This window comes from Streptococcus sp. KHUD_012 (assembly GCF_052588255.1).
The window spans coordinates 1,407,320-1,428,286 of record NZ_CP159355.1 but is presented as its reverse complement, the minus strand read 5'-3'; the positions used below and the strand labels follow the sequence as shown (position 1 = coordinate 1,428,286).

Annotated in this window: 29 protein-coding genes and 1 pseudogene; 22 read left to right on the top strand and 8 right to left on the bottom strand. The window is 37.2% G+C overall.

Annotation, left to right across the window (positions count from 1 at the left end):
• Positions 1–55: 55 nt before the first annotated feature.
• The gene (msr(D), locus tag ABVF55_RS06895; RefSeq protein ID WP_000420313.1) at positions 56–1,519 is read left to right on the top strand and encodes an ABC-F type ribosomal protection protein Msr(D); all 1,464 of its coding nucleotides are present in this window, start codon (positions 56–58) and stop codon (positions 1,517–1,519) included.
• A gap of 117 nt (positions 1,520–1,636) precedes the next feature.
• On the opposite strand, the gene ABVF55_RS06890 is transcribed toward msr(D), so the two are convergent.
• Genes ABVF55_RS06890 through ABVF55_RS06875 form a run of 4 tightly spaced genes read right to left on the bottom strand, consistent with a single transcriptional unit; the run spans position 1,637 to position 2,881 of the window.
• Positions 1,637–1,936 carry a DUF5960 family protein gene (locus tag ABVF55_RS06890; protein WP_286643393.1) on the bottom strand — a complete coding sequence of 100 codons (300 nt, stop codon included), beginning with the start codon at positions 1,934–1,936 and terminating at the stop codon, positions 1,637–1,639.
• On the bottom strand, positions 1,923–2,291 hold the full coding sequence (locus ABVF55_RS06885; RefSeq protein ID WP_000567222.1) for a hypothetical protein: 369 nt from the start codon (positions 2,289–2,291) through the stop codon (positions 1,923–1,925). The genes ABVF55_RS06890 and ABVF55_RS06885 overlap by 14 nt, the downstream gene beginning before the upstream one ends.
• Positions 2,292–2,303: 12 nt before the next feature.
• Positions 2,304–2,639, bottom strand: a complete 336-nt coding sequence (locus ABVF55_RS06880) for a DinB/UmuC family translesion DNA polymerase (protein ID WP_000806926.1) — start codon at positions 2,637–2,639, stop codon at positions 2,304–2,306.
• Positions 2,636–2,881: a hypothetical protein gene (locus ABVF55_RS06875; RefSeq protein WP_001813542.1), complete on the bottom strand. Its 246-nt coding sequence runs from the start codon at positions 2,879–2,881 to the stop codon at positions 2,636–2,638. Before ABVF55_RS06875 ends, ABVF55_RS06880 begins: the two co-directional genes overlap by 4 nt.
• 422 nt (positions 2,882–3,303) lie before the next feature.
• On the opposite strand from ABVF55_RS06875, the gene ABVF55_RS06870 reads away from it, so the two are divergent.
• From ABVF55_RS06870 to ABVF55_RS06840, 7 genes are all read left to right on the top strand, one after another.
• Positions 3,304–4,038, top strand: a complete 735-nt coding sequence (locus ABVF55_RS06870) for a lysostaphin resistance A-like protein (RefSeq protein WP_445285104.1) — start codon at positions 3,304–3,306, stop codon at positions 4,036–4,038.
• A 160-nt stretch (positions 4,039–4,198) separates the two neighbouring features.
• Positions 4,199–4,975, top strand: coding sequence for an alpha/beta fold hydrolase (locus ABVF55_RS06865; protein ID WP_445285103.1), 777 nt, complete (start codon positions 4,199–4,201; stop codon positions 4,973–4,975).
• Between the two features lie 32 nt (positions 4,976–5,007).
• A complete protein-coding gene (locus ABVF55_RS06860) occupies positions 5,008–5,745 on the top strand; it encodes a DUF4336 domain-containing protein (RefSeq protein WP_070665972.1) in 738 nt (245 codons plus the stop codon).
• Positions 5,746–6,004: 259 nt separating this feature from the next.
• On the top strand, positions 6,005–6,298 hold the full coding sequence (gene relB / locus ABVF55_RS06855) for a type II toxin-antitoxin system RelB/ParD family antitoxin (RefSeq protein WP_414324852.1): 294 nt from the start codon (positions 6,005–6,007) through the stop codon (positions 6,296–6,298).
• Positions 6,291–6,629 (top strand): type II toxin-antitoxin system RelE/ParE family toxin, encoded by a 339-nt coding sequence (locus tag ABVF55_RS06850; RefSeq protein ID WP_070594508.1) that lies wholly within the window; start codon positions 6,291–6,293, stop codon positions 6,627–6,629. Before relB ends, ABVF55_RS06850 begins: the two co-directional genes overlap by 8 nt.
• 13 nt (positions 6,630–6,642) lie before the next feature.
• The gene (locus ABVF55_RS06845) at positions 6,643–7,080 is read left to right on the top strand and encodes a hypothetical protein (protein WP_445285102.1); all 438 of its coding nucleotides are present in this window, start codon (positions 6,643–6,645) and stop codon (positions 7,078–7,080) included.
• A gap of 15 nt (positions 7,081–7,095) precedes the next feature.
• Positions 7,096–7,539, top strand: coding sequence for a GNAT family N-acetyltransferase (locus ABVF55_RS06840; protein WP_445285101.1), 444 nt, complete (start codon positions 7,096–7,098; stop codon positions 7,537–7,539).
• Positions 7,540–7,816: 277 nt separating this feature from the next.
• Here ABVF55_RS06840 and ABVF55_RS06835 read toward each other — a convergent pair.
• The 4 genes and pseudogenes from ABVF55_RS06835 to ABVF55_RS06820 form a co-directional block, all read right to left on the bottom strand.
• Positions 7,817–7,954: pseudogene (locus ABVF55_RS06835) on the bottom strand (CPBP family intramembrane glutamic endopeptidase); the annotation flags it as partial.
• A 142-nt stretch (positions 7,955–8,096) separates the two neighbouring features.
• On the bottom strand, positions 8,097–8,810 hold the full coding sequence (locus ABVF55_RS06830; RefSeq protein ID WP_445285100.1) for an ABC transporter permease: 714 nt from the start codon (positions 8,808–8,810) through the stop codon (positions 8,097–8,099).
• Complete coding sequence (locus tag ABVF55_RS06825) at positions 8,807–9,622, bottom strand: ABC transporter ATP-binding protein (RefSeq protein ID WP_445285099.1); 816 nt, start codon at positions 9,620–9,622, stop codon at positions 8,807–8,809. The genes ABVF55_RS06830 and ABVF55_RS06825 overlap by 4 nt, the downstream gene beginning before the upstream one ends.
• A complete protein-coding gene (locus ABVF55_RS06820; protein ID WP_445285098.1) occupies positions 9,619–10,422 on the bottom strand; it encodes a MerR family transcriptional regulator in 804 nt (267 codons plus the stop codon). The genes ABVF55_RS06825 and ABVF55_RS06820 overlap by 4 nt, the downstream gene beginning before the upstream one ends.
• Before the next feature lie 126 nt (positions 10,423–10,548).
• Here ABVF55_RS06820 and ABVF55_RS06815 point away from each other — a divergent pair, with 126 nt between their 5' ends.
• The 14 genes from ABVF55_RS06815 to ABVF55_RS06750 all read left to right on the top strand — a co-directional run bounded on the left by ABVF55_RS06815 (position 10,549) and on the right by ABVF55_RS06750 (position 20,879).
• Positions 10,549–11,568 carry a DNA/RNA non-specific endonuclease gene (locus ABVF55_RS06815; RefSeq protein ID WP_445285097.1) on the top strand — a complete coding sequence of 340 codons (1,020 nt, stop codon included), beginning with the start codon at positions 10,549–10,551 and terminating at the stop codon, positions 11,566–11,568.
• 119 nt (positions 11,569–11,687) lie between these two features.
• A complete protein-coding gene (locus tag ABVF55_RS06810) occupies positions 11,688–11,864 on the top strand; it encodes a hypothetical protein (RefSeq protein ID WP_003017298.1) in 177 nt (58 codons plus the stop codon).
• The gene (locus ABVF55_RS06805; RefSeq protein WP_003017315.1) at positions 11,864–12,475 is read left to right on the top strand and encodes a Fic/DOC family protein; all 612 of its coding nucleotides are present in this window, start codon (positions 11,864–11,866) and stop codon (positions 12,473–12,475) included. The genes ABVF55_RS06810 and ABVF55_RS06805 overlap by 1 nt, the downstream gene beginning before the upstream one ends.
• A gap of 251 nt (positions 12,476–12,726) precedes the next feature.
• Positions 12,727–14,475, top strand: coding sequence for a glycoside hydrolase family 13 protein (locus tag ABVF55_RS06800; RefSeq protein WP_445285096.1), 1,749 nt, complete (start codon positions 12,727–12,729; stop codon positions 14,473–14,475).
• A gap of 83 nt (positions 14,476–14,558) precedes the next feature.
• Positions 14,559–15,098: an RDD family protein gene (locus tag ABVF55_RS06795; RefSeq protein ID WP_445285095.1), complete on the top strand. Its 540-nt coding sequence runs from the start codon at positions 14,559–14,561 to the stop codon at positions 15,096–15,098.
• 60 nt (positions 15,099–15,158) lie between these two features.
• A complete protein-coding gene (locus ABVF55_RS06790; protein ID WP_445285094.1) occupies positions 15,159–15,344 on the top strand; it encodes a hypothetical protein in 186 nt (61 codons plus the stop codon).
• 148 nt (positions 15,345–15,492) lie between these two features.
• Positions 15,493–16,080, top strand: a complete 588-nt coding sequence (locus tag ABVF55_RS06785) for an Ltp family lipoprotein (protein ID WP_003006840.1) — start codon at positions 15,493–15,495, stop codon at positions 16,078–16,080.
• Entirely contained in the window at positions 16,068–16,403 is a 336-nt protein-coding gene (locus tag ABVF55_RS06780; protein WP_445285093.1) for a hypothetical protein, read from the top strand. Before ABVF55_RS06785 ends, ABVF55_RS06780 begins: the two co-directional genes overlap by 13 nt.
• A gap of 151 nt (positions 16,404–16,554) precedes the next feature.
• Entirely contained in the window at positions 16,555–16,866 is a 312-nt protein-coding gene (locus ABVF55_RS06775; protein ID WP_445285092.1) for a hypothetical protein, read from the top strand.
• Positions 16,867–17,067: 201 nt separating this feature from the next.
• On the top strand, positions 17,068–17,841 hold the full coding sequence (locus ABVF55_RS06770) for an Ltp family lipoprotein (protein ID WP_049472823.1): 774 nt from the start codon (positions 17,068–17,070) through the stop codon (positions 17,839–17,841).
• Between the two features lie 200 nt (positions 17,842–18,041).
• Complete coding sequence (locus ABVF55_RS06765; protein WP_445285091.1) at positions 18,042–18,929, top strand: DUF4300 family protein; 888 nt, start codon at positions 18,042–18,044, stop codon at positions 18,927–18,929.
• Positions 18,930–18,932: 3 nt separating this feature from the next.
• On the top strand, positions 18,933–19,349 hold the full coding sequence (locus ABVF55_RS06760) for a hypothetical protein (RefSeq protein WP_037615661.1): 417 nt from the start codon (positions 18,933–18,935) through the stop codon (positions 19,347–19,349).
• 22 nt (positions 19,350–19,371) lie between these two features.
• Positions 19,372–20,127: a CPBP family intramembrane glutamic endopeptidase gene (locus tag ABVF55_RS06755; RefSeq protein WP_342986649.1), complete on the top strand. Its 756-nt coding sequence runs from the start codon at positions 19,372–19,374 to the stop codon at positions 20,125–20,127.
• Positions 20,124–20,879 carry a CPBP family intramembrane glutamic endopeptidase gene (locus tag ABVF55_RS06750; protein ID WP_445285090.1) on the top strand — a complete coding sequence of 252 codons (756 nt, stop codon included), beginning with the start codon at positions 20,124–20,126 and terminating at the stop codon, positions 20,877–20,879. Before ABVF55_RS06755 ends, ABVF55_RS06750 begins: the two co-directional genes overlap by 4 nt.
• Positions 20,880–20,967: the final 88 nt, after the last annotated feature.

Genomic DNA, 20,967 nt, shown 5'->3' with positions numbered 1-20,967 from the left:
TTTTCCCTGCATACAAGCAAATGAAAGCATGCGATTATAGACAGGAGGAAATGTTATGGAATTAATATTAAAAGCAAAAGACATTCGTGTGGAATTCAAAGGACGCGATGTTTTAGATATAAATGAATTAGAAGTATATGATTATGACCGTATTGGTTTAGTAGGAGCAAATGGTGCTGGAAAAAGCACTTTACTCAGGGTACTTTTAGGAGAATTAACTCCCCCAGGATGTAAAATGAATCGTCTGGGTGAACTTGCCTATATTCCCCAGTTGGACGAAGTAACTCTGCAGGAGGAAAAAGATTTTGCACTTGTAGGCAAGCTAGGTGTTGAGCAATTAAATATACAGACTATGAGCGGTGGTGAAGAAACAAGGCTTAAAATAGCACAGGCCTTATCGGCACAGGTTCATGGTATTTTAGCGGATGAACCTACGAGCCATTTAGACCGTGAAGGAATTGATTTTCTAATAGGACAGCTAAAATATTTTACAGGTGCACTGTTAGTTATTAGCCATGACCGCTATTTTCTTGATGAAATAGTAGATAAAATATGGGAACTGAAAGATGGCAAAATCACTGAGTATTGGGGAAACTATTCTGATTATCTTCGTCAGAAAGAGGAAGAACGTAAGAGCCAAGCTGCAGAATACGAACAATTTATTGCGGAACGTGCCCGATTGGAAAGGGCTGCGGAGGAAAAGCGAAAACAGGCTCGTAAAATAGAACAGAAGGCAAAAGGTTCTTCAAAGAAAAAAAGTACTGAAGACGGAGGGCGTTTAGCTCATCAAAAATCAATAGGAAGTAAGGAAAAAAAGATGTATAATGCTGCTAAAACCCTAGAGCACAGGATTGCGGCCTTAGGAAAAGTAGAAGCTCCGGAAGGCATTCGCAGAATTCGTTTCAGGCAAAGTAAAGCATTGGAGCTCCATAATCCATACCCTATAGTCGGTGCAGAAATTAATAAAGTATTTGGGGATAAGGCTCTGTTTGAAAATGCATCTTTTCAAATTCCGTTAGGAGCAAAAGTGGCGTTAACTGGTGGTAATGGAATCGGAAAAACAACTTTAATCCAAATGATCTTAAACCATGAAGAAGGAATTTCTATTTCGCCTAAGGCAAAAATAGGTTACTTTGCACAGAATGGTTACAAGTACAACAGTAATCAGAATGTTATGGAGTTTATGCAGAAGGATTGTGACTACAATATATCAGAAATTCGTTCAGTGCTAGCATCTATGGGGTTCAAACAGAACGATATTGGAAAAAGTTTATCTGTTTTAAGCGGTGGAGAAATTATAAAATTGTTGCTTGCTAAAATGCTCATGGGTAGATATAACATCCTAATAATGGATGAACCCAGTAACTTCCTTGACATACCAAGTTTAGAGGCTTTGGAAATACTAATGAAGGAGTACACCGGAACTATCGTGTTTATCACCCACGATAAACGATTACTCGAAAATGTAGCAGATGTAGTTTATGAAATTAGAGATAAGAAAATAAATCTGAAACATTAAATTTAAGGTAGTCGCTGGTCAGTATAGTCTGTTCTGGTTGGCGACTCCATTGTTAAAGAGTATAAAGACTTTAGATTTTATGAATATTAAAAATAGGAACAGTCAATTGAACTGCTCCTATTTTTCTGCTAAATATATTGTAGTTTTCTTATATGTATAATGATAGATTAGCGGATTCTCATCTACGGTACTTACTTCAAATATGAAGAAGTGATCGCGGTTATTTCTGGACTTTTCCTTATTGAGGACAAAGTAATTCTTACGTGAAGTCGCCATTGTTTTTAGGATATCATCAGTTAGGAAGGTCAATGGAATATTCATGTTAGAGTAGCGGTAGAAGTCACGTTCAAAATCTTGGTAGCTCTCGCTATAATAGTCCATTTGTAGGTGATTACGCTGAAACTCAAGCTGATTCATAGAGCACCTCCTCGACAAGTTCAATACTAATAATGTCTTTTAATTTCAAATTGATGTGACCTGTTGTAGTTTTTATCAAAATGAAATCTTTGGTCAGACTTGGTATTGTTCCAGTGTAGGAAACACGCTTGTTTTTTTCAATCACTTGAATGCGTGTGCGTAGCTGCCCGGCGTATACTTGACTGAGGAGTAATAATTTCTTCTCTAGTGATAAGTCAGACATGTACGTTACTTTGTTTGTATCATCAGAGAGTGCTGATGCATGTTCAGATAGGAAAAAGCCCATCCATTTTTGCATCTTTGTATCCTGGTACTCTCTTGCTGATTGAAATGGTAAATATGAACGGTCAATCATATCAAATCCTTTCTATGCAGAGGCAAGGGTATTTTTATCAAATTGAATCGTAAAACCTTGAATTCCCCCACCTGTGTAACATTCTTTAAAGCGATTGATTACCTCAGTATAGATTATCACAGATGAGCTTGTTGGCTTAATGCTAAATGTAAATTCCAATGGTAATCGGTTTTCAGATTTAGCATGTACTAGTCGTATCGATATTTCAGTTGTTTTGAGTTTTCTCTGACGAAGTTTTGAAGTTGCTGTTTCAACGATTCCATGTAAAAATCTTTCAAGCATTTCAATATCATTACATCCTTTGCTACGGATTTCTGAAAATTGTACTGTATTTTTTTCTTGTTTCATTTTAATCCCTCCAATCCACCCGCGGAATGACCACCGATAAGTTTACTGCGTTCAATATTTCTGGAACCTTCAGTTAGGACGGTTCCTTTTTGTATGGCTAAAAAACCAAACTGTTCTCTGACAACATCAATAGCTGTCTGAAGTCTATTATCTTTTTCAATTTGTTCTACATCATCAAAGAGTGATAGTAGAGTATAGCTTTCATCTACGAAGCCACTATAAGATACACCAATTTGTCTCACTGCACCAGAGGTGTATTTTTTCGGAATAATACAAGTACATGACTCACCATTGTTTTGGGGAGATTTGCGGGTTCAATTTTATTCTGAGCATTTATAGATTTTTTCATCTCAGTCCTAGAATAGCCAATATGAATAGAAACGACAGTAGTCAATACTAGGGCTACTGTTCCGTTCCACAGTATCATTTAAAAATCATTTTCACACCCTTTCGTCTATTAGTATAGAAGAAAGCTCTCAGCACACGTTGAGTGTGTAGCTTTGCTGGTAAAAGCCTAGAAAACTTGGTATGAATCAATAATGAAAAGCCTTGATTGTAAGGCTTTTTTTGTGTTTTTGTGATAGAATATAGGTAGTTATAATCGACAGCAACTAAGAAGCAGTAAAAATCTTATTCATAAAATAATCAAGATAAGGGCAATAAAATGACAGAAATTGACAAAAAGAATTTAAAAAATTATCTTTATTGTACATTTGGAATTACTTATATAGCTTGGGGGATTCTTGCCATCTTTACGCAATCTCATATTTTTGGATTAGAAACGATTATAGGAAGAACTTTACATATAGTAGGTGCACTTGGTCCAGCTATTGCAAGTGGCTTTTATTTGAAAAGTAATAATATAAAATTTAAACATTTTTTATTTAATAAGAGAGAAAATAGTAGTATCTATTTCATTATTCATATGTTAGCAATTTTGATACTATTTTCTGTATCTTCCTTAGAATTAAATGGAGTATCAATTTATCTGATGCCATTATTCTTTATACAAATAATTTTTTTTGGTGGTGGCCATGAAGAATTAGGATGGAGAGGAATATTACAACCGTTACTTGATAAAAAATATACGTATTGGCAATCTAATTTGATTGTAGGTTCAATCTGGGGAATTTGGCATCTGCCTTTATGGTTTATAGTTGGAGAAAGTCATCAAGGATTTCCTTTTATTTTATTTTTTATATATACATTATTTTTAAGTTTTGTTTTAGGGCTTCTTTACCGTCAAACGAAATCTGTGGGGTACTGTATTTTATTTCACGCGTTCGCAAATTTGTTAAATCTCTACTTTGTGTTAAAAATTAATCTTATTTTTATTATCATTTTTATTGGTTATTTGATTTATACAATATTGGCGAGTAATAGAATTAGTAAGGAATAATATTTTAAAATTTAAATCAGCATATCCTTTATTGAAAGTAACGAGTAATCTATCTAGATAATCAATGTTAGAGATTTTCTGTTTGAAGTGGTATCACTGCTTGTTTAAACAGATTAAACAAAGATGTAGCCAAGAAAGTCTTACAGTAAGGAGTTAAAATATGAAATTCCATGAATTTGGTGATAAGAATTTGCCTCCTATTTTACTGATACATGGTGGTGGCAGTTCTTGGTGGAATTATCTTCGTCAAGCACGAATCTTGTCAAAAGAATACCGTATTATTCTACCGACTTTGAATGGCCACGGCGAGGAATATCAACTTGATTATGTTTCTACTGAAGATTCTGCTTTGGAGATTCTAGACTATATCAAAGCAAACTGTGGTGGGAAATTGTTTGCAATCGGTGGTGTTTCACTTGGTGGTCAAATTGCCATGGAGCTTTTGTCTTTAGACAGTGAAATTGCTGAGAAGGCCATCATAGACGGGAGCCTCTGTATTCCTCAACCAGGGTTAGCTAAAATCAGCATCTTTCTGGTACGTCTATTTGGCAAACTGCTGTTTAGTAAATTCTCTTGTAAACTCCAATTAAGCATGATGGACAAAATCTATCCTAAACTCGCTTATCCAGATGAACTAAAAGCTTATTATTTGGAGGATCTGCCGAGGACGCCTATCAAAACATTAGTGACTATTTACAATACCTATATGGGGCGTTACAAGCTGAAGGATACGATTTCTGCTATCAAGGCGCAGGTTCTGTATATCTACGGTGAAAAAGAATTAAACTGTGTGAAAGCATCAGCAAAATTATTTCAACAACTGCATCCAAATACGATTTTGTATGAAGCCAAGGGCTATCATCATGGCTATCTATCAGCTTACCTGCCTCAAGAGTGGGTTGATTTGGTGATACCATTTTTGGAGAATAACGATTGATTATACTTTATTAATTTAGAAAGCAGAGTTTCATGGAAGTCAAAAAATATAGTCCGCTCAATTCCTTAAAAAAGATAGCAGATAACCTCTGGATTGTAGATGGGGAAGAAGTACTGATGAATTTCAAACTCTTCAAAGTGCCTTTTTCAACTAGAATGACAGTTATCCGTCTGCAGAATGGTGGTCTTTGGGTGCATTCGCCGATTAAGCCTAGTGATAATTTACTTTTTGAAATCAAGCAATTAGGTGAGGTAAAACACCTTATTGCACCCAATGTCTTACATTATAGTTATATAAATGAGTGGCACGAACTATTTCCGGAAGCAGAAGTATGGCTAGCTAGTGGTGTTCAAAAGCGTGCCGGAAAATCGGGAATGAATTTATATTATGGTCATGAACTAGAGAAAGCCAATTGGAACGAGGAAATTTGTTTTACAACATTTGAGGGAAGTTTTTACGTGAAAGAGGTTGTTTTTTTCCATACTGAAAGTTCAACTCTAATTTTAACGGATCTTATTGAAAACATAGAAACAGAAAATTTATCGATTTTTGAAAAGCTACTGTTAAAAATAGGTGATAATCACTATCCAAATGGTAAAACACCAAGAGATTTAAGAATGACTTTTTTATTTGGTAAAAAACAAGCATTGAAGAGTTATCATAAAATAAAGAAATGGGAACCTAAGAATATTATTATTTCTCATGGACCGTGTATCATTGGACAAACAAAAGAGATGTTAAACCAAGCGTTCTTTTGGCTAGAGAAATAGGAATTTACTATAAAGAAATTAATAAAATATATCTAATATAATTGACTACAATTACTTGGAGTTGTTAAATTAAGATGTGGAATCTACTTAAATTGTTGATTCTAAGAGGTATCAGTTGACACGAGAGAAAGAATATAGATTAACTAACGGTATCTCTTAATTAGATTTAGTGAAAGAAGAATCCATTTTTCACTTGAATCCCTTCTCTTTCGTATGGTAGAATGTATATACAAATTGTATGTACAAAGGAGAGGTAGAAATGGCAAACACGAAAGCAGTGAATTTTCGCGCAGATGCGATGTTTTACCAAAAAACAAAAGAGGTACTTGCAGATCAAAAAATTTCGGTGTCAGATGTCCTAAATGCAGCACTTCGAAAAATTGCCAACGGGACTGTGGATCCAAGAGAATTTGTTTCAAGTGATTTGCAGAACACGCAGTATCAAGTGGCCTTTGAGGATTTGAAGAAGGAGATTTTAGTTGGGCACCAGGAAATTGCTCAAGGGAAAGTCACTTCTGTAGCCGATGTGAGAAAGGAATTTGGTCTTGACTAAGTTGAAACGCTATCAGGTCTTTCTTGCAGATCAGGCTAAGCAGGACTTGCGTGGCATTCACGACTATATTCTTGTGAATTTTTATAGCCAGCAAGCTGCAGATGGCAAAGTTGATTTGCTATTAAGTGCTCTTGAGACCCTAGAACTGTTTCCAGAAGCCTGTCCTCTGGTATCAAGCCGGGGCTATGGTGAGATGACGAATGATGGGAAACCCTATCGTTATATGCCAATAGAGAACTATCTCGCATTTTATTATATTGAGAAGCATACAGTGTATGTTGCTCGTATACTCAGTGCAAAGCAGGATTGGGTCAAGATTTTTTATAAGTAGGATGAGGACCCACATGTTAAAATCCAATAAGCTAATCATTTTTTTAATTTCTCTACCCTTTATGATGGTCCTTGTTTTCTATTATCTTAGTGAGCATCCTGGATATAGTGATGATGGGAATTTCGTCAGAAATCATGAGACTGCTATTAAGCGTGAGATCATCGCAAACTTAGCTCGGGAAAAGCAGGACATAGAATCTGTGACCTTATTGCCAAATACTGCTAGGGGCGAGTATGATAATGGTGGTGATGTGAGCGGACATTACCATATCTATTTTACAGCCTATTCTGATGATAACCCTGAGAGGACATTAAGAGTAGAATTATCTTTCCCTGATGCCAGTATTCCCCCTTTTACCTTGTTTCCTCCCAACCCTTATAAAAGCAAGAGTCAAAAGATGGCCAATTGGTTTGTGGGGAATATTGAAGTTTCGGAAGAAACCTCTAGATAGAAATAAGGACAAGTCATGATGAATAGAATAGTAGACGATCAGATAACGCTTATTCCTTATTATAGAAATGATGACATCTCTCTTCTTTGGTATCAAGATAGTGAGGTTTGCAAACAAGTAGATAATACTGATCAGATTTACAATCTAACAAAACTTCATAAAATGTATGATTACCTAACTTCACACGGATCTTGCTATTATATCCAATATGAGGGTGTGTTAGTTGGAGATGTGACACTTCAAGATAACTCGGAACTTTCTATAGTGATCAGCAAAGAGTATCAAAATTTACAGATCGGAAGACGATGTATTTATGAAATGATACAGTTGGCCAAAGAGAAAAAAATGGTTAAGGTAACTGCTCAAATTTATCCTTTTAATAAACAAAGTCAAAGAATGTTTTTAGCTTTGGGATTTCAGAAAGTAGATGAAGAGTGGTATGAATATAAGTTGATATAGAACAGTTGTATATTTCCATATATATTAAGAATGTAATCTGCTGTTTATAAAATAATTTTCATGAAAAAAGAGATAAAGGGTACCTACTGATCCATGGACAAGAGGTTTTTTCAGAAATCTAAAAATGAAGAGAACACCAACAGATGATTTTTTGTTGGTGTTCTCTTTATGTGATTTTACAATTATCTCTTTTTTTGTTTACAACAAGTTAAACAGACAGTTTGTAGGAGGAATTCAAACTCAAAATTTTGTACAAGTTAATGAAAGCTTTTCCCCATTATAATCTGTTCACAGTTCTATTACGTATATGTATTGCAATCGGTGTGATGAGTAGGTATAGCAAGGTCAAAATGATAAAAAATCCGATATCGGCATCCAAAAATACATAAACGATATTAAATCCAAAATGCATGAAAAAAATGACATAGAGTAACCTAGATAAACACAACTAAAAACAGCAAAACGACGTGATCAGAAATAATCTCGTCGCTTTTTTCTTTTTAAAGTAAATGCTACTTTTAAAGTAAATGCTACCTTGGAATTATTTAGGCACCTAGTTAGATTTTTTGTTTATTCAACAGGAGGATACATGATATTATTGCAATGCAAGATACAAGAATCAGAAACCAGAGGTTTTCAAGACTACAACCATTTTCTAGCATCAATCTGTATCCCCAATAAGCTGGGAAAATTTGTCCTATTACTTGGAGAAAATCAGGCAGTATGGTGATAGGAAACATGATTCCTGAGAGCATAATTGATGGTAAAAAGACAAGTTGTGCTATCATGGTTAGCTTTGCTTGATTTTTTACAGTAAGACCCAGTATACTTCCGATACTCAACGATACAAAAATATAGATAGCTAGTGCGAGAAAGAATAAGGGAAGTTGACTCGGTAGACTTGCTTTAAATAAAATTGGAGCAAGTAGTAGGATCACTATGCAAGTCATTATCAAATGAACAAAGGCAGAGAGAACCATGGTCACCAATCCTAAGTGAATAGGCACACCATTTGCTTTATAAATCTTTTTTATGTCGCTTCCGTATGTTTCAATCAAGGAAGGCGGTAAGCCGAGAAAGGCCCCCATGGAAACACTCATGACAATCATTGACTGTATGAGTGTACTACCCATTTCAGGCATAACGGAAGTAAAAATACCACCCATGAGAAGAAAGAAAATAAGCGGTACAATATAGTAAGTAACCAAGAGAGACTTACTTCGTATGTCCAATTTCCACTGTAATGCTAGGCTATATAAGAATCCTTTCATTCCGATCCCCTCCTTGCCATTTCGATGAAATGCTGCTCCAGTGTGCCACGATCCACCTTAATATCCAATACATGGATATGTTTCTGTTTGCATTCTTCCAATAATGAAATCAAAGTGTCCTCGATCGTATCTGTTTCAAAAGATTCCTCTCCGTCCCGGGTCTTTAAATGGATGAAATATTTTCTTCCCAACCTGTCTGTCAGTTCTGAAGGAGTACCACAAAAAACAATCTTTCCATTATTCAAAATAGCAATGCGGTCACATAAGGTTTCAACTTCGGCCATATCGTGGCTTGCCAAGACGATTGTCTTCCCCTGTGATTTGAGCTTTCGGATTTGTTCATGGAGGGACAGTCTTCCTTCAACATCAAGTCCCGCTGTCGGTTCATCGAGAAAAATAATATCTGGATTACTGATAAGTGCAAGAGCAAGATGTAATCTTCTTTTTTGACCGGTGGATAATTCTATGTATTGCGACTCCTTCATTTCTTTTATGCCAAGGGCCTTTAGCATAGCATCATCAATGGATGTATGATTCCATTTTGCAAAGAGCTTTATGGCTTCCATTGGTTTGATGTGGGCGGGTAGAGAGGAGGACTGTAGTTGAATTCCGGTTTTCCCGTTTACAACGATAGTGCCTTCGTCATATTTTCTCAGACCTTCGATACATTCAAGCGTTGTTGTTTTACCAGCTCCGTTCACTCCGAGCAAAGCAAAGATTTCTCCTTGTTTGATTTTAAAATCGAGACCTCTAAGAACCATATTGCTACCATAACTTTTCTTTAATCCAGAAACCTCTATTGCGTCTTTCATGCTTCTACCTCCTCAAGGGGATTGGTTCCAAGTCTTGAAAAATAGACTTGTAAAGCAGGTCCTAAATAATCATTGACGATTTTTTGCTTTTCTTCCCAAGTGTTTGAGGCGGTATCAATATTCCCTATCTCCATCAACTTAGGAAGCATGCTCATATCACCATTTGTAAACTCCATAATCAAGCTCCAGTATTCTTGCACAACCTGTTGGCTTTGTTCGCTTTCAACTGGCACGTTTTCTTTTTGAAGCTCCACGATTTGATCACTTAGGCGGTTCAACCTATCCATAAAGTCTTGTCCGCTTTTCTTGTCAAATCGACTGCGTATCTGGTCGAGCGTATCATCATCAAACCGCTTAATCAGAGAGTAGGAGTCATTCTTCATCTGTAGATTGACAATAATATCTGCATACTTCTTAAAATTGACCGTTTGTATTTGTAAAACTTCTACCTTTAACTGCTCTATTGCGACCAAAGAATCCTTAAGTTGTTCTATATTTTTACGAAGAACATCTGCCTGTTCCGTAAGAGCTTTAGCAACATCATCAGGTGTTTTCAATGAGATCAAACGGCTCTTTATATCCTTGAGAGAAAATCCCAGTGATTTTAAAGATAAAATCTGATGGAGTAGCACTATATCTTTATCGGTATAAAGCCTGCGACCTCCCTCACTTTCTGCCGATGGGGAAAGTAGCCCCTCTTTATCGTAATATTGTAGAGTACGGGTGGTAACGCCCATTTTCTTAGCAAGTTCCCCCACTGTCATAAATCCTTCCGGAATTGCTCTATATTTAGCCATCATTACCCACCTCCTCATACCTATTATACATCGTTACGTAAGGTCATGAACAAGAGTTTTTGAAAAATAAATTTTTTGTAATCGTTTTTTCTGCTATAATAATACTAGATAGTAATACGGGAGTTTATTATGGTTACTAAACGGTTTTTGAAAAATATCTTCGTTGGAATAGTCGCGATTTTCATGTCCTTAACCTTTGTTCAAGGAGTTCAAGCTCAGCAAACTGGACTCGATTACCAGAGTCTTCATCTACTGCCTTTTAATGGCAATAAGCAGCTAGTACTGGGGGATTTTGATCATTTGGGTCGTGCGACCTCCGCTCATATTCAGCTGCAGGACAAGGATGAGCCAAAGAAAAAAAGAGAACCACATCTCAGCTATAATCCGGTTGGCTGGCACAATTATAAGATTGCATATGGAAACAAGGGAAAGAAGGCCTGGTTGTTCCATAGAGGGCATTTGATCGGCTATCAATTTAGTGGACTGACCAATGAAGGGAAAAATCTGGTTCCTCTAACTGCCTGGACCAATACGGGGAATTATAAAGGGACAGCAGATAGCAATGTGGAGGGCATGCTCTACTACGAGAAACGACTCGATAGCTGGCTGGCTACTCACCCCAATTATTGGCTGGACTACAAGGTGACTCCGGTTTATGCGGGTGATGAGTTAATTCCGCGACAAATCATCTTGCAGTATGTTGGTATTGATCAAGAAGGTAATTTACTCCGTATAAACCTAAGCAGTCCAAAAGAATCAGTAGATGCTTATGGGATTACTACCGTTACCTTAGACAACTACTCTAAGAATGCAACGATTGATTATCTGAAGGGAACCGCTAAGCCGTCCTTGGTGCCAACGGAACCAAGTAGCCAATCTCAACCTTCAAGTGCCCCTGTCGAGACCCAACCAAGTCAAGCTCCTCAACCGAGTCAAGCAGTAGAACCAGCTCAGCCAGTTCAACCTGTGGAGCCTACAGAACCAAGTCGTCAATTGGCTCCAGTAGTTTATGTAGCCAGAAATGGGAGTGCGGATGTTTACTGGTATTCTAAAGATAGCATGCCACGAAATACTAACTTTGCCAAAGTAGTTGAAATGTCAGAAGAACAAGCGCTAAGTCTTGGAAAGCGGCATACAAGTAAGGAATGAGTATCAGTCATTTAGATGATGAGAAAGCCCAATCGCTGGGCTTTTTGTGTAGGGTAAGTTCTAAATAGGAGAACTAAAATGATTGAAAATATGCTATAATAATAGGACGGAGGTAGAATATGACCTTAGATGTAGATAAAGAAAAAATGATGATTATGGGTGTGATTTTTGACAACAAAAAGGTTTTTAAGAGCGTCTGGTTTGCTCTTAGCACCAATATGATTGAAGGATGGCATCCCACGGTAGAAGACGTGGAGCGACTGAGAGAAGAGGCAGTTGCATTAGGAGTTGGATAATGGTCAGAAAAATATATGATGGGTATGATTATATAGACCCTGATAATTTATACACCTATCCCCATTCATCTGTTCTCATAAATAAATTTAATGAGAAAAATGATAATAAAGCACGAGAATTAGAATATCGTTTAGTAGCAAGCCAAAGTTTAAAACTGTTTATTAATCCAATTGAAGTAAATACTGTTTCAGATATTTTAAAGATTCACAAGTTTCTTTTTGAAGGGATGTATACTTGGGCAGGTCAATACCGTCAAGTAAATATCTCTAAAAGTGGAAATGCTTTTATGCCAGTTCAGTCTTTTGATATGGCAGAAAAATATTTAAATACTTTGATTTCAAACTATCTACTTAACGCAAATAATAAAATTGAGATTTGTAAAAGTTTAGCTGAGATATTAGATAATCTAAATTATTTTCACCCATTTAGAGAAGGAAACGGTCGTACTCAACGAGAAGTTATCCGTTCTTTAGCTTTGATGAAAGGCTATGAATGTGAAATTTCAATTGGTTTAGATGATGATATCTATCACTTATATATGGATGGAACAGTTTATGGAGATACTAGTAAGCTCGAACAACTGTTCAATAAACTATTAACAGAAATATAGATCTATAGTATATTTTAGTAGGAAACAGTATAAAGTGATGCTTATAATGTAAAGTCATTGATTCCACAAAGATCTTTAAGCCCAGTCGCTGGGCTTTTTGTGTTGCATTACAATTATAAAAAGTTAGAGGTCTAAAATTCAAACAAGATCTTGCAAACGTTTTTATAAAGTAGTATACTAGAAATAGTTTATGGAATCGTTTGCATAAAACGGTAAATGATGAAAAGAGAGTATAGTAGGAGACGAGACAGATGGAATTAACAGCGATTTATCATCGGCCTGAATCGGAGTATGCCTATCTTTATAAAGATGGCCAGCTCCATATTCGCATCCGGACCAAGAAAGAAGATATCAAACGGATTGTCTTGCATTATGGGGATCCCTTTATTTTTATAGAAGATCTATATGAAGCAACCAAGGAAATGGATAAGGTGACGACAGACGACCTCTTTGATTATTGGCAAGTGTCGGTATCTGTCCGCCATGCCCGGATCCAGTACCTCTTTGAATTAGAGTCCACGGCGGGAGAGAAAATTTTGTATGGAGATCGAGGTGTGGCAGCCTACACCAAGGAGAACCTGGACTTCGTCATGAACGGCTTTAAGCTTCCTTTTATCCATGAGATTGATGGGTGTGCTGTTCCAGATTGGGTGGCGCAGACGGTTTGGTATCAAATCTTTCCCGAGCGCTTTGCTAATGGGAATCCAGCTATTTCGCCAGAAGGTGTCCGTCCTTGGGATGCGTCTATTGCGCCTACCATGTTAGATTTCTTTGGTGGTGATTTGCAGGGAATTATCGATCACTTGGACTACTTGCAGGAGTTAGGAATTACAGGGCTCTACCTTTGCCCGATTTTTGAATCACCAAGCAACCACAAATACGACACCATCGATTACTTTAAAATCGATCAACATTTTGGTGATAAAGAGACCTTCCGCAAGTTGGTGCAAGAGGCCCATGCGCGTGGAATGAAGATTATGCTGGATGCTGTCTTTAACCATATTGGCTATGATTCACCCCAATGGCAGGATGTGGTCAAACACGGGGAGAATTCGATTTACAAGGATTGGTTCCATATTAAAAAGTTCCCTGTCTCCTCAGAAAATCTGTGGAATAGTCGCGACTTGTCTTACCATGCTTTTGCTTTTGCAGGCTATATGCCTAAGCTCAATACGGCTAATCCAGAGGTGAAGGCCTATCTCTTGAAGGTGGCGACATACTGGATTGAAGAGTTTGATATCGATGCTTGGCGACTGGACGTGGCCAATGAAATCGACCATCAATTCTGGCGAGATTTCCGTAAGGCGGTCTTGGCTAAGAAGTCAGACCTCTATATCCTCGGAGAAATCTGGCATTCGTCCCAACCATGGCTCAATGGTGATGAGTTCCATGCAGTGATGAACTATCCTCTCTCTGAAAGTATCAAGGATTATTTCCTGCGAGGACATAAGGAGACGCAACGCTTCATTTGGGAGATCAATAGCCAGTCTATGTACTACAGGCAGCAGATCTCTGAGGTCATGTTCAACCTCTTAGACTCGCATGATACAGAGCGTATCCTGACGACGGCTAAAGGCGATCTCCAGTCTGTCAAGTCTGCCCTCGCCTTCCTCTATCTGCAACGCGGAACGCCCTGTATCTATTATGGAACAGAGCTAGCCCTCATTGGTGGTCCAGACCCAGATTGTCGTCGTGTCATGCCTTGGGAGCGCGTGTCAACGGACAATGATATGCTGAATTTTATGAAGGACTTGATCCAGCTCCGAAAAGAAGTGGCGGGTATGATTCAGCATGGTAAAGTCAGCTTAGAAGAAGTAGAGCCGGATGTAGTGGTAGTAGAATGGCAATATGAGGCTCAGATTCTCAAAGCCTACTTTAACCAGTCGAAGAAAGACGTTGTCTTAGAAAGAGGACAGGCAGATCTGATGAGTCTTGGAAGCATTTCTGATGATCGCTTGATCATTCAGCCAAATGGCTTTGTTATTTATAGGGAAAATTAGTAAGAAAGAAGACTGAAATTGAGATATTTCAGTCTTCTTTTATAAATGGTTTCTTTATTCGTACCCTTATATTATAATAGGAGATGAGAAAGGGGGAGACGGTGATGAAGATGTTAGCAATCAATCCTATTTTTTTTAAAAAAAGAATGATGGAATTTCTATTCGATTATCTTTTCATTCTAACTTATTTAGTTTTTCTGTTTATAGTTTCGATGCTTATTTACATCATTTTTTTTAATGGTGTCCCAGAGTTTACAGAAATTCAGTCGCAGTGGCTTGTATTTTTCACCTCTATTTTGCCAATCGCCCTCCTGTTTATATATTTGGATTATGCAAAAAATGGGAGCTTGGGGAAGACAAAAGCGGGACTTGAGCTGGTCTACCAGAAAAAAACAGTTCAGGCTAGCTTGATCAGAAACACCATTAAATTTTTACCTTGGCAACTCGGTCATATGGGCACGATTCATGGCTTCTATAGTAATTTTGATGGATTATCCATTATCCTCTCTATTTCGGCGACTCTCCTCGCAGTTTTGCTACTGGCAATGACGCTGTTTAGGAAAGATAAGAGGCATCTTGGAGACCTGCTAGCCCATACGCAAGTGCAACTAAAAGAAGAATAGGGTAGAGATTGTTTATCCTATCCTTAAAGAAAAAGACAAACATAGTTAGGAAGTATCTGTATGAATGAGATCGTTGAGTTTACAAATCTTTGTATGGTAAGAGACGGCGATAGAGTTCTTGTTATTGATCGTGAGAAAGAGTCTAGGCAAGGAATGACATTGCCTGGTGGTCCTGTCACAAATGTTGAGTCTTTTATGGAACCAACTCATTTTTTAACATCATTAAGAATGAGTTGCTATATTTAAACAGGGATTAATAAAACCGTTATTGAAGGATTCTATAGGAATTGTTTTGAGTGACTGGAGAAGTTAATTCTCCTAGTGTTGAGTGACAATATTGTTTTATTAAGCACAAAATAACAAATTAGACTAAAAACAAGTAAAGGTATACATTATGAAAAAATTTTTTATATTTATTTTTGCGATGTTTGGATTGATGGTGGGATTTGTAGCTATTGTGTTAAGTGGTTATTATAGAGATTATGAAAAATTTCATAATAGATCAAGCTTTCCAGAACCGAAAGAAAATTTACTAGTACCAGTAAGTACAAGGGCATATGCAAAAGCTAAATCTTGGTCAGAGAAATCTCCTTTATCGAAGCAACAAATTAAAAATTATCTTACTAAGTATGGCAGGTATTCAGAGTATACTTCCCAGTCCGCTGTCAATAAGCTTAATATAGACTGGAAAGAGCAGGCTGTTTTAAGAGCAAAATCATATCAAAAGTTTCATTATTCAAAAGAAAAGTTAGTTGGGCAACTTGTAGATGTTGATCTATTTACTCCAGAAGAGGCTGACTATGCTATAGAAAAAGTTCATTTCGATTGGAAAGAGGAAGCTGTGAAAGAAGCGGAATCTTCTGCAAACGGTGGCAATATTTCGAAAGAAAGGTTATTAGAAATACTTGTTGAAAATAGAAAATTTACTCAAGAGGAAGCGGAGTACGCAATAGAACATGCTCAAGTAGATTGGTTAAATTAAACAATAATTTTACTATTGATTTGAAGAACTTAAAAGAGGCTGATGAATCTAAAATAGCTACGATAGAAAGTAATGAAAAGTGGCATAATGAAAATAAGGACACAATTTCTATTTATGATCGCTATTTGAACAGTGATGATTACAAAACAAGTCCAATGAAAAATATTCAAGATCAACTGAAAACATTTTTGATGGACCATCACTACTATGAGGTCGCTATTCCGCTGATTAGACAATTTAGTAAGAGTTACGATCATTATTATAAAAAACTAAGGGAGGCAAGTGACTTTTACTTAAAACAGAGAGGAGATGCTCCACAATAAATTGGAGATCGATAAACTTCATAAAATTTAACGACTAAAATATAGAGTAAGGGATGACTTTTCCCTGCTCTATTTCCCGAAATCCTTTAGTTGTACTTTCCTCTACATAGGTGTATAATGTGTCCTTAGATAAACAAATGAGGAGCTTACTATGGAATTAAAAGATTTCACAGAAAAAGAACAAGAACAAATCAATCGAGGTTTGAGTACAGCTGAGCTTTCTGATAAGGAAGCAGCGAAGAAATTACTTGCTCTTGTCCCGCAAGAATGGATCAAACGTATTCCTTTCTTTGTCAGGGGGCATGCGACGACCAAGACAGTTGAGCGTGTAGCCAAGCAATACCCTGAACTCTATGCCGTGGCGAAACGTCAAGGGGACCTTCCTGAAAAAGAAGGAGAAGAGCTCCGCAAGATTATGACAGCTATCTTTGAAGAAAAGATGAACAAACACAAGATTAAATAAGATTTTATAATACTTTGTCATTTTTTATTTCACATAGAATGAGTGATTGCAGTTGAAATGCAGTCACTTTTTTATTTACTAGCCATAGAGACTTTTACACTAGTAAATAAAAATGAACAATATTTCATGATATAATACTAATGAAAGCAGTTCCAGAGGGATGAAAATTTCATTGGAGAGAAACAAGTAAAGGGAGTCATGATGAAAAAGTTTTTGATATTTATTTTTACAATTTTTGGATTATTTGCAGGAATGCTAGCTCTTATAGTAATTGATTATGAAATAAATTATAATAAATGGATAAATTCACGTTCAGGATCACAGTTGACTAATCCTGTACAAAAATACTCTTCTTCAAGTGATGGAAATAAGGATGATTTTGAATCATCAAAACAAGAATACGCTACTTCAAGTTCTAGTACACAGAATTATGATTATAGAAAATACACTTCTTCAAGTGATGAAAATGAGGACGATTTAGAATTATTATTTAATTTGCTTGTGAAAAAACTTTTTCATCCAACTTTAGTAGAAGAAGAATTTAAAAGGGCATATGCAACAGCTAAGCAACTGTCAAAGGATTCTCCTATTTCGAAGCAGGCTATCAAAAATAAAATAAAGATTTATAATTATTCAGAAGGAGCTAACCAGTACGCTATATATAAGCTTAATATGGACTGGAAAGAGCAGGCTGTTTTAGCAGCAAAATCACTTCAAAGGTATCGTTATTCAAAAGAAAAATTAGTTTGGCAACTTATAAATGTTGAACTATTTACTCAAGAAGAGGCTGACTATGCTGTAGAACATGTTAATTTCGATTGGAAGGAGGACGCTGTGAAAGAAGCGGAATCTTATGCAAACGGTCGCAAGATTACGAAAGAAAAGATATTAGAAATACTTGTTGAAAAAAGAAAATTTACTCAAGAAGAAGCCGAGTACGCAATAGAACATGCCAAAATAGATTGGTCGAATTAAACAATAGTTTTAATTTTGATTTTTGTAATATATTGAAGAGCTGGACAGTTGCCAGCTCTTTTTCGCTGCTTATAATCTTTTCTTATTTCGTAAAAAATAGTTGGAGCTAACCTAGTTTTAAACTATAATAGAGGAGAAGGATTATCAATATGAAAAATTTATGGTACAAACATTTTAATCAATAGAAAAGGAACCACTTTATGAAACCATCTAAAAAAATCATGCTCCTTGCTAGCTGTGCCTTGGCGATCTTTGCTTTAGCGGCTTGTGGTAGCAACCAAAAGCAATCCAAGGAAAAGCAGGCAAGTTCCACTGTACAGAAATCTAGTTCAGATAAGGAGCGCTACAAGGGCACCTACAGCAACCTCAACAGCAAGGCGAGTGTCGAAGAAGTGCGGACTCTCTTGTCTGCTTATTTGGATCAGGACAGTGTAGATAAATTTTTGGGTCTGGTAACAGATTACGATAGCATTGTCGGCTCGGTCGGCTTGACGGGTGACTTCAGCACCTTCAAGAAAACAGACTACAATGTTGAGAAGATCAGTGACTTGTGGACCAAGAAAAAGGGCGATTTCGTCGGGACCAACTGCCGGATCAATAGCTATACTCTTCTGAAGAATCGTATCGAGATTCCTAAAATGAAAGCGGATAGTGAACTTTTGTTCGTGGACAATGATGCGATTGACAAAGGGAAGATCTTCGGTGAGGCAGAAAAGGAAGCTTTTAACATTCTGTATTCACGGGTTCCGACAGAAGCAACAACGGATGTCAAGGTCCATGCCAAGAAGATGGAAGAGTATTTTTCTCACTTCAAGTTCAATGAAAATGCGCGCATGCTTTCTGTTATCGTTCATGATAACCTGGATGGAAATACCCTTTTTGTCGGCCATGTCGGCGTTTTAGTTCCTGCAAAGGACGGCTATCTCTTTGTCGAAAAGCTGACCTTTGAAGAGCCCTATCAAGCCATCAAGTTTACGACCAAGGAAGATGTCTACAAATACTTGGAGACCAAGTACCAAGACTATACAGGCGAAGGTCTAGCTAAGCCCTTTATCATGGATAATGAAAAATGGGTTGAGATGAAATAGAGGATGAAAGACAGCGTGTTAGAATTTAGAAAGATAATGGAGTATGCTCCGATTCTATATGTGCTCATTTTCTTGCTCGTTTTCACTGTTTTCCTTTTCCTGAGAAGAAGGGCAATTGTGAGGCGTAGTGGAGGTCCCTTCTTTGTTCCCTTCCATATTAGCCGTGGAATCTTCTATATCCATGTTGCTCTGTGTTTCAGTCGTCGCAGGATCCCACTGAAAGAGATCAAGCAAATCACCTATGCAATTTTTCGTGGACGATCTGGTGGCGGGGCTCGCTATGCTTTTTATATCGAGCTTAGAAATGGAAAGACTATTCCCTTCTTTTTTGGAAAAAGCAAGCGGAATGAAGAGCTAGTGGAGAAGCTCAAACGAAATGCAGGTAGGTATGGGTTTAAGGTAGATAGCACTGGTAATTAATTGAAAGAAAAAGGAATCGCGAATGAATAGAAAGCAAGCCCTATCTATGTATTTGTTAGGGACCTTTGGTCAAGTATTAGGAGTCAGCCTTCTGGTTTGTTTTTTAAGAGCAGGAGGAGTCAAGGTTGATTTTACATCATCATTGGGGATCATCGCTGTTGCTTTAGCTGGCTTATCATCTGCTTTTTGGGGGAGTCTTGCAAGCATTAGTTACTATCAATCTAGTTTCAAACAAGTTTTAAAAGATTTTTTTCAAGTCAAAGACAGTTTTGCTAATTATTGTTTAGTGCTCGTTTTCTTGCTGCTCGACTTTTTCCCCTTTATCTTTGGTGGTAAGATAACCACTCAATCGTTGGTCTTGCCAGTAGTACTCTTTTTTAAGGCTCTTCTTTTTGGTGGAGTTGAAGAAATTGGCTGGCGTTATTTCTTTCAGCCAACTTTGGAGGAAAAAATACCGTATCTTTCAGCTACTTTAATCACCTTTTTAGCCTGGTCTAGTTGGCATCTGTTATACTTCTACATTGATGGTTCTTTAGGTGTCATTCAGTTGCTTCCGTTTCTAGTAGGTCTGCTAACTAACTGCTTTATCTTATCGGCCTTGTATCATAAAACGAAAAATTTATGGATCTGTGTCATGACCCATGCCTGTATCAATTCCTTGTCTCAGATGATAGTGAATGAAGATGGATGGCTATCTCTAGTCAGTAAATTTCTTATTATTAGTTTAGCAATCATGATTGCAAGAAAGAAGTATGTAACTGTAAAGGAAGAAAAATGAACAAATTTATTTCAAAACAATCAGTCGCTAGTTGGTATGCACTGACTGCCCTCCTTGCTACATTTCTAGTAGGTCAAGTGATCCTTTGGTTTTTCCCGGATAGGAGTAGTATGGGGGCCTCGCTACTGTTTATCCTAATGAACTTGATTCCCATGATTGTGGCGGCTGTCTTTTCTCTTGTGTTGAGGGAAGTCAACTCCTTGGGTGAATTTTTCAAAAAGGTCTTTCTTCAAAAAGAAAGTCTCCTGACTTGGATCCTAGCATTCTTCATCCCCGTCATCTATTATGGGATCTCCATCCTGCTTATGAACGTTCGCTTTACTGGGAACTCCCTCTTGGCCTTCTTCCTTTATTTCCCCTGGACCTTATTATATGGCGGTCTAGAAGAAGTCGGTTGGCGTTGGTTTTTACAAGATCATCTTTCCTATAGTAAGCACTTTATACCTAAAATGATGCTTCTTTCCATTGTCTGGTTCCTCTGGCATATTCCTATCTATCAACTCCCTTGGATTACAGCAGGTTCGTCCAACTACCTCATCTTTTACCTGATGATCTTAGGGAATACCTTCCTATTTGGAGCGCTTAGGGAGTACTCGAAAGGAGCTGTCCCTTGTATCCTCGCTCATATGCTAATTGATAGTCTGGCTGTCCTTATGCTGGTTCAAAGTTCTCTTCCTCAGATTATCTTTCTAGTTATTTTCGAAATCCTTGTATCCTCTTGGCTAGTGGCTATACGAAAATCAGAGAAATAGAGTTGTACCTCTTCGGTGGAAGTCTGTCATCTTTACCCTTTAGGAATTCAATGTAAAGTCCATAAAATGCTATAATCAGTTTAATGAA

Excerpts from the sequence above, each read along its gene's own strand:
- ABVF55_RS06890 (WP_286643393.1), bottom strand. The coding sequence starts at position 1,936 with ATGAATCAGCTTGAGTTTCAGCGTAATCACCTACAAATGGACTATTAT.
- ABVF55_RS06885 (WP_000567222.1), bottom strand. The coding sequence starts at position 2,291 with ATGATTGACCGTTCATATTTACCATTTCAATCAGCAAGAGAGTACCAG.
- ABVF55_RS06880 (WP_000806926.1), bottom strand. The coding sequence starts at position 2,639 with ATGAAACAAGAAAAAAATACAGTACAATTTTCAGAAATCCGTAGCAAA.
- ABVF55_RS06870 (WP_445285104.1), top strand. The coding sequence starts at position 3,304 with ATGACAGAAATTGACAAAAAGAATTTAAAAAATTATCTTTATTGTACA.
- ABVF55_RS06865 (WP_445285103.1), top strand. The coding sequence starts at position 4,199 with ATGAAATTCCATGAATTTGGTGATAAGAATTTGCCTCCTATTTTACTG.
- ABVF55_RS06860 (WP_070665972.1), top strand. The coding sequence starts at position 5,008 with ATGGAAGTCAAAAAATATAGTCCGCTCAATTCCTTAAAAAAGATAGCA.
- relB (WP_414324852.1), top strand. The coding sequence starts at position 6,005 with ATGGCAAACACGAAAGCAGTGAATTTTCGCGCAGATGCGATGTTTTAC.
- ABVF55_RS06845 (WP_445285102.1), top strand. The coding sequence starts at position 6,643 with ATGTTAAAATCCAATAAGCTAATCATTTTTTTAATTTCTCTACCCTTT.
- ABVF55_RS06840 (WP_445285101.1), top strand. The coding sequence starts at position 7,096 with ATGATGAATAGAATAGTAGACGATCAGATAACGCTTATTCCTTATTAT.
- ABVF55_RS06830 (WP_445285100.1), bottom strand. The coding sequence starts at position 8,810 with ATGAAAGGATTCTTATATAGCCTAGCATTACAGTGGAAATTGGACATA.
- ABVF55_RS06825 (WP_445285099.1), bottom strand. The coding sequence starts at position 9,622 with ATGAAAGACGCAATAGAGGTTTCTGGATTAAAGAAAAGTTATGGTAGC.
- ABVF55_RS06820 (WP_445285098.1), bottom strand. The coding sequence starts at position 10,422 with ATGATGGCTAAATATAGAGCAATTCCGGAAGGATTTATGACAGTGGGG.
- ABVF55_RS06815 (WP_445285097.1), top strand. The coding sequence starts at position 10,549 with ATGGTTACTAAACGGTTTTTGAAAAATATCTTCGTTGGAATAGTCGCG.
- ABVF55_RS06810 (WP_003017298.1), top strand. The coding sequence starts at position 11,688 with ATGACCTTAGATGTAGATAAAGAAAAAATGATGATTATGGGTGTGATT.
- ABVF55_RS06805 (WP_003017315.1), top strand. The coding sequence starts at position 11,864 with ATGGTCAGAAAAATATATGATGGGTATGATTATATAGACCCTGATAAT.
- ABVF55_RS06800 (WP_445285096.1), top strand. The coding sequence starts at position 12,727 with ATGGAATTAACAGCGATTTATCATCGGCCTGAATCGGAGTATGCCTAT.
- ABVF55_RS06795 (WP_445285095.1), top strand. The coding sequence starts at position 14,559 with ATGAGAAAGGGGGAGACGGTGATGAAGATGTTAGCAATCAATCCTATT.
- ABVF55_RS06790 (WP_445285094.1), top strand. The coding sequence starts at position 15,159 with ATGAATGAGATCGTTGAGTTTACAAATCTTTGTATGGTAAGAGACGGC.
- ABVF55_RS06785 (WP_003006840.1), top strand. The coding sequence starts at position 15,493 with ATGAAAAAATTTTTTATATTTATTTTTGCGATGTTTGGATTGATGGTG.
- ABVF55_RS06775 (WP_445285092.1), top strand. The coding sequence starts at position 16,555 with ATGGAATTAAAAGATTTCACAGAAAAAGAACAAGAACAAATCAATCGA.
- ABVF55_RS06770 (WP_049472823.1), top strand. The coding sequence starts at position 17,068 with ATGAAAAAGTTTTTGATATTTATTTTTACAATTTTTGGATTATTTGCA.
- ABVF55_RS06765 (WP_445285091.1), top strand. The coding sequence starts at position 18,042 with ATGAAACCATCTAAAAAAATCATGCTCCTTGCTAGCTGTGCCTTGGCG.
- ABVF55_RS06760 (WP_037615661.1), top strand. The coding sequence starts at position 18,933 with ATGAAAGACAGCGTGTTAGAATTTAGAAAGATAATGGAGTATGCTCCG.
- ABVF55_RS06755 (WP_342986649.1), top strand. The coding sequence starts at position 19,372 with ATGAATAGAAAGCAAGCCCTATCTATGTATTTGTTAGGGACCTTTGGT.
- ABVF55_RS06750 (WP_445285090.1), top strand. The coding sequence starts at position 20,124 with ATGAACAAATTTATTTCAAAACAATCAGTCGCTAGTTGGTATGCACTG.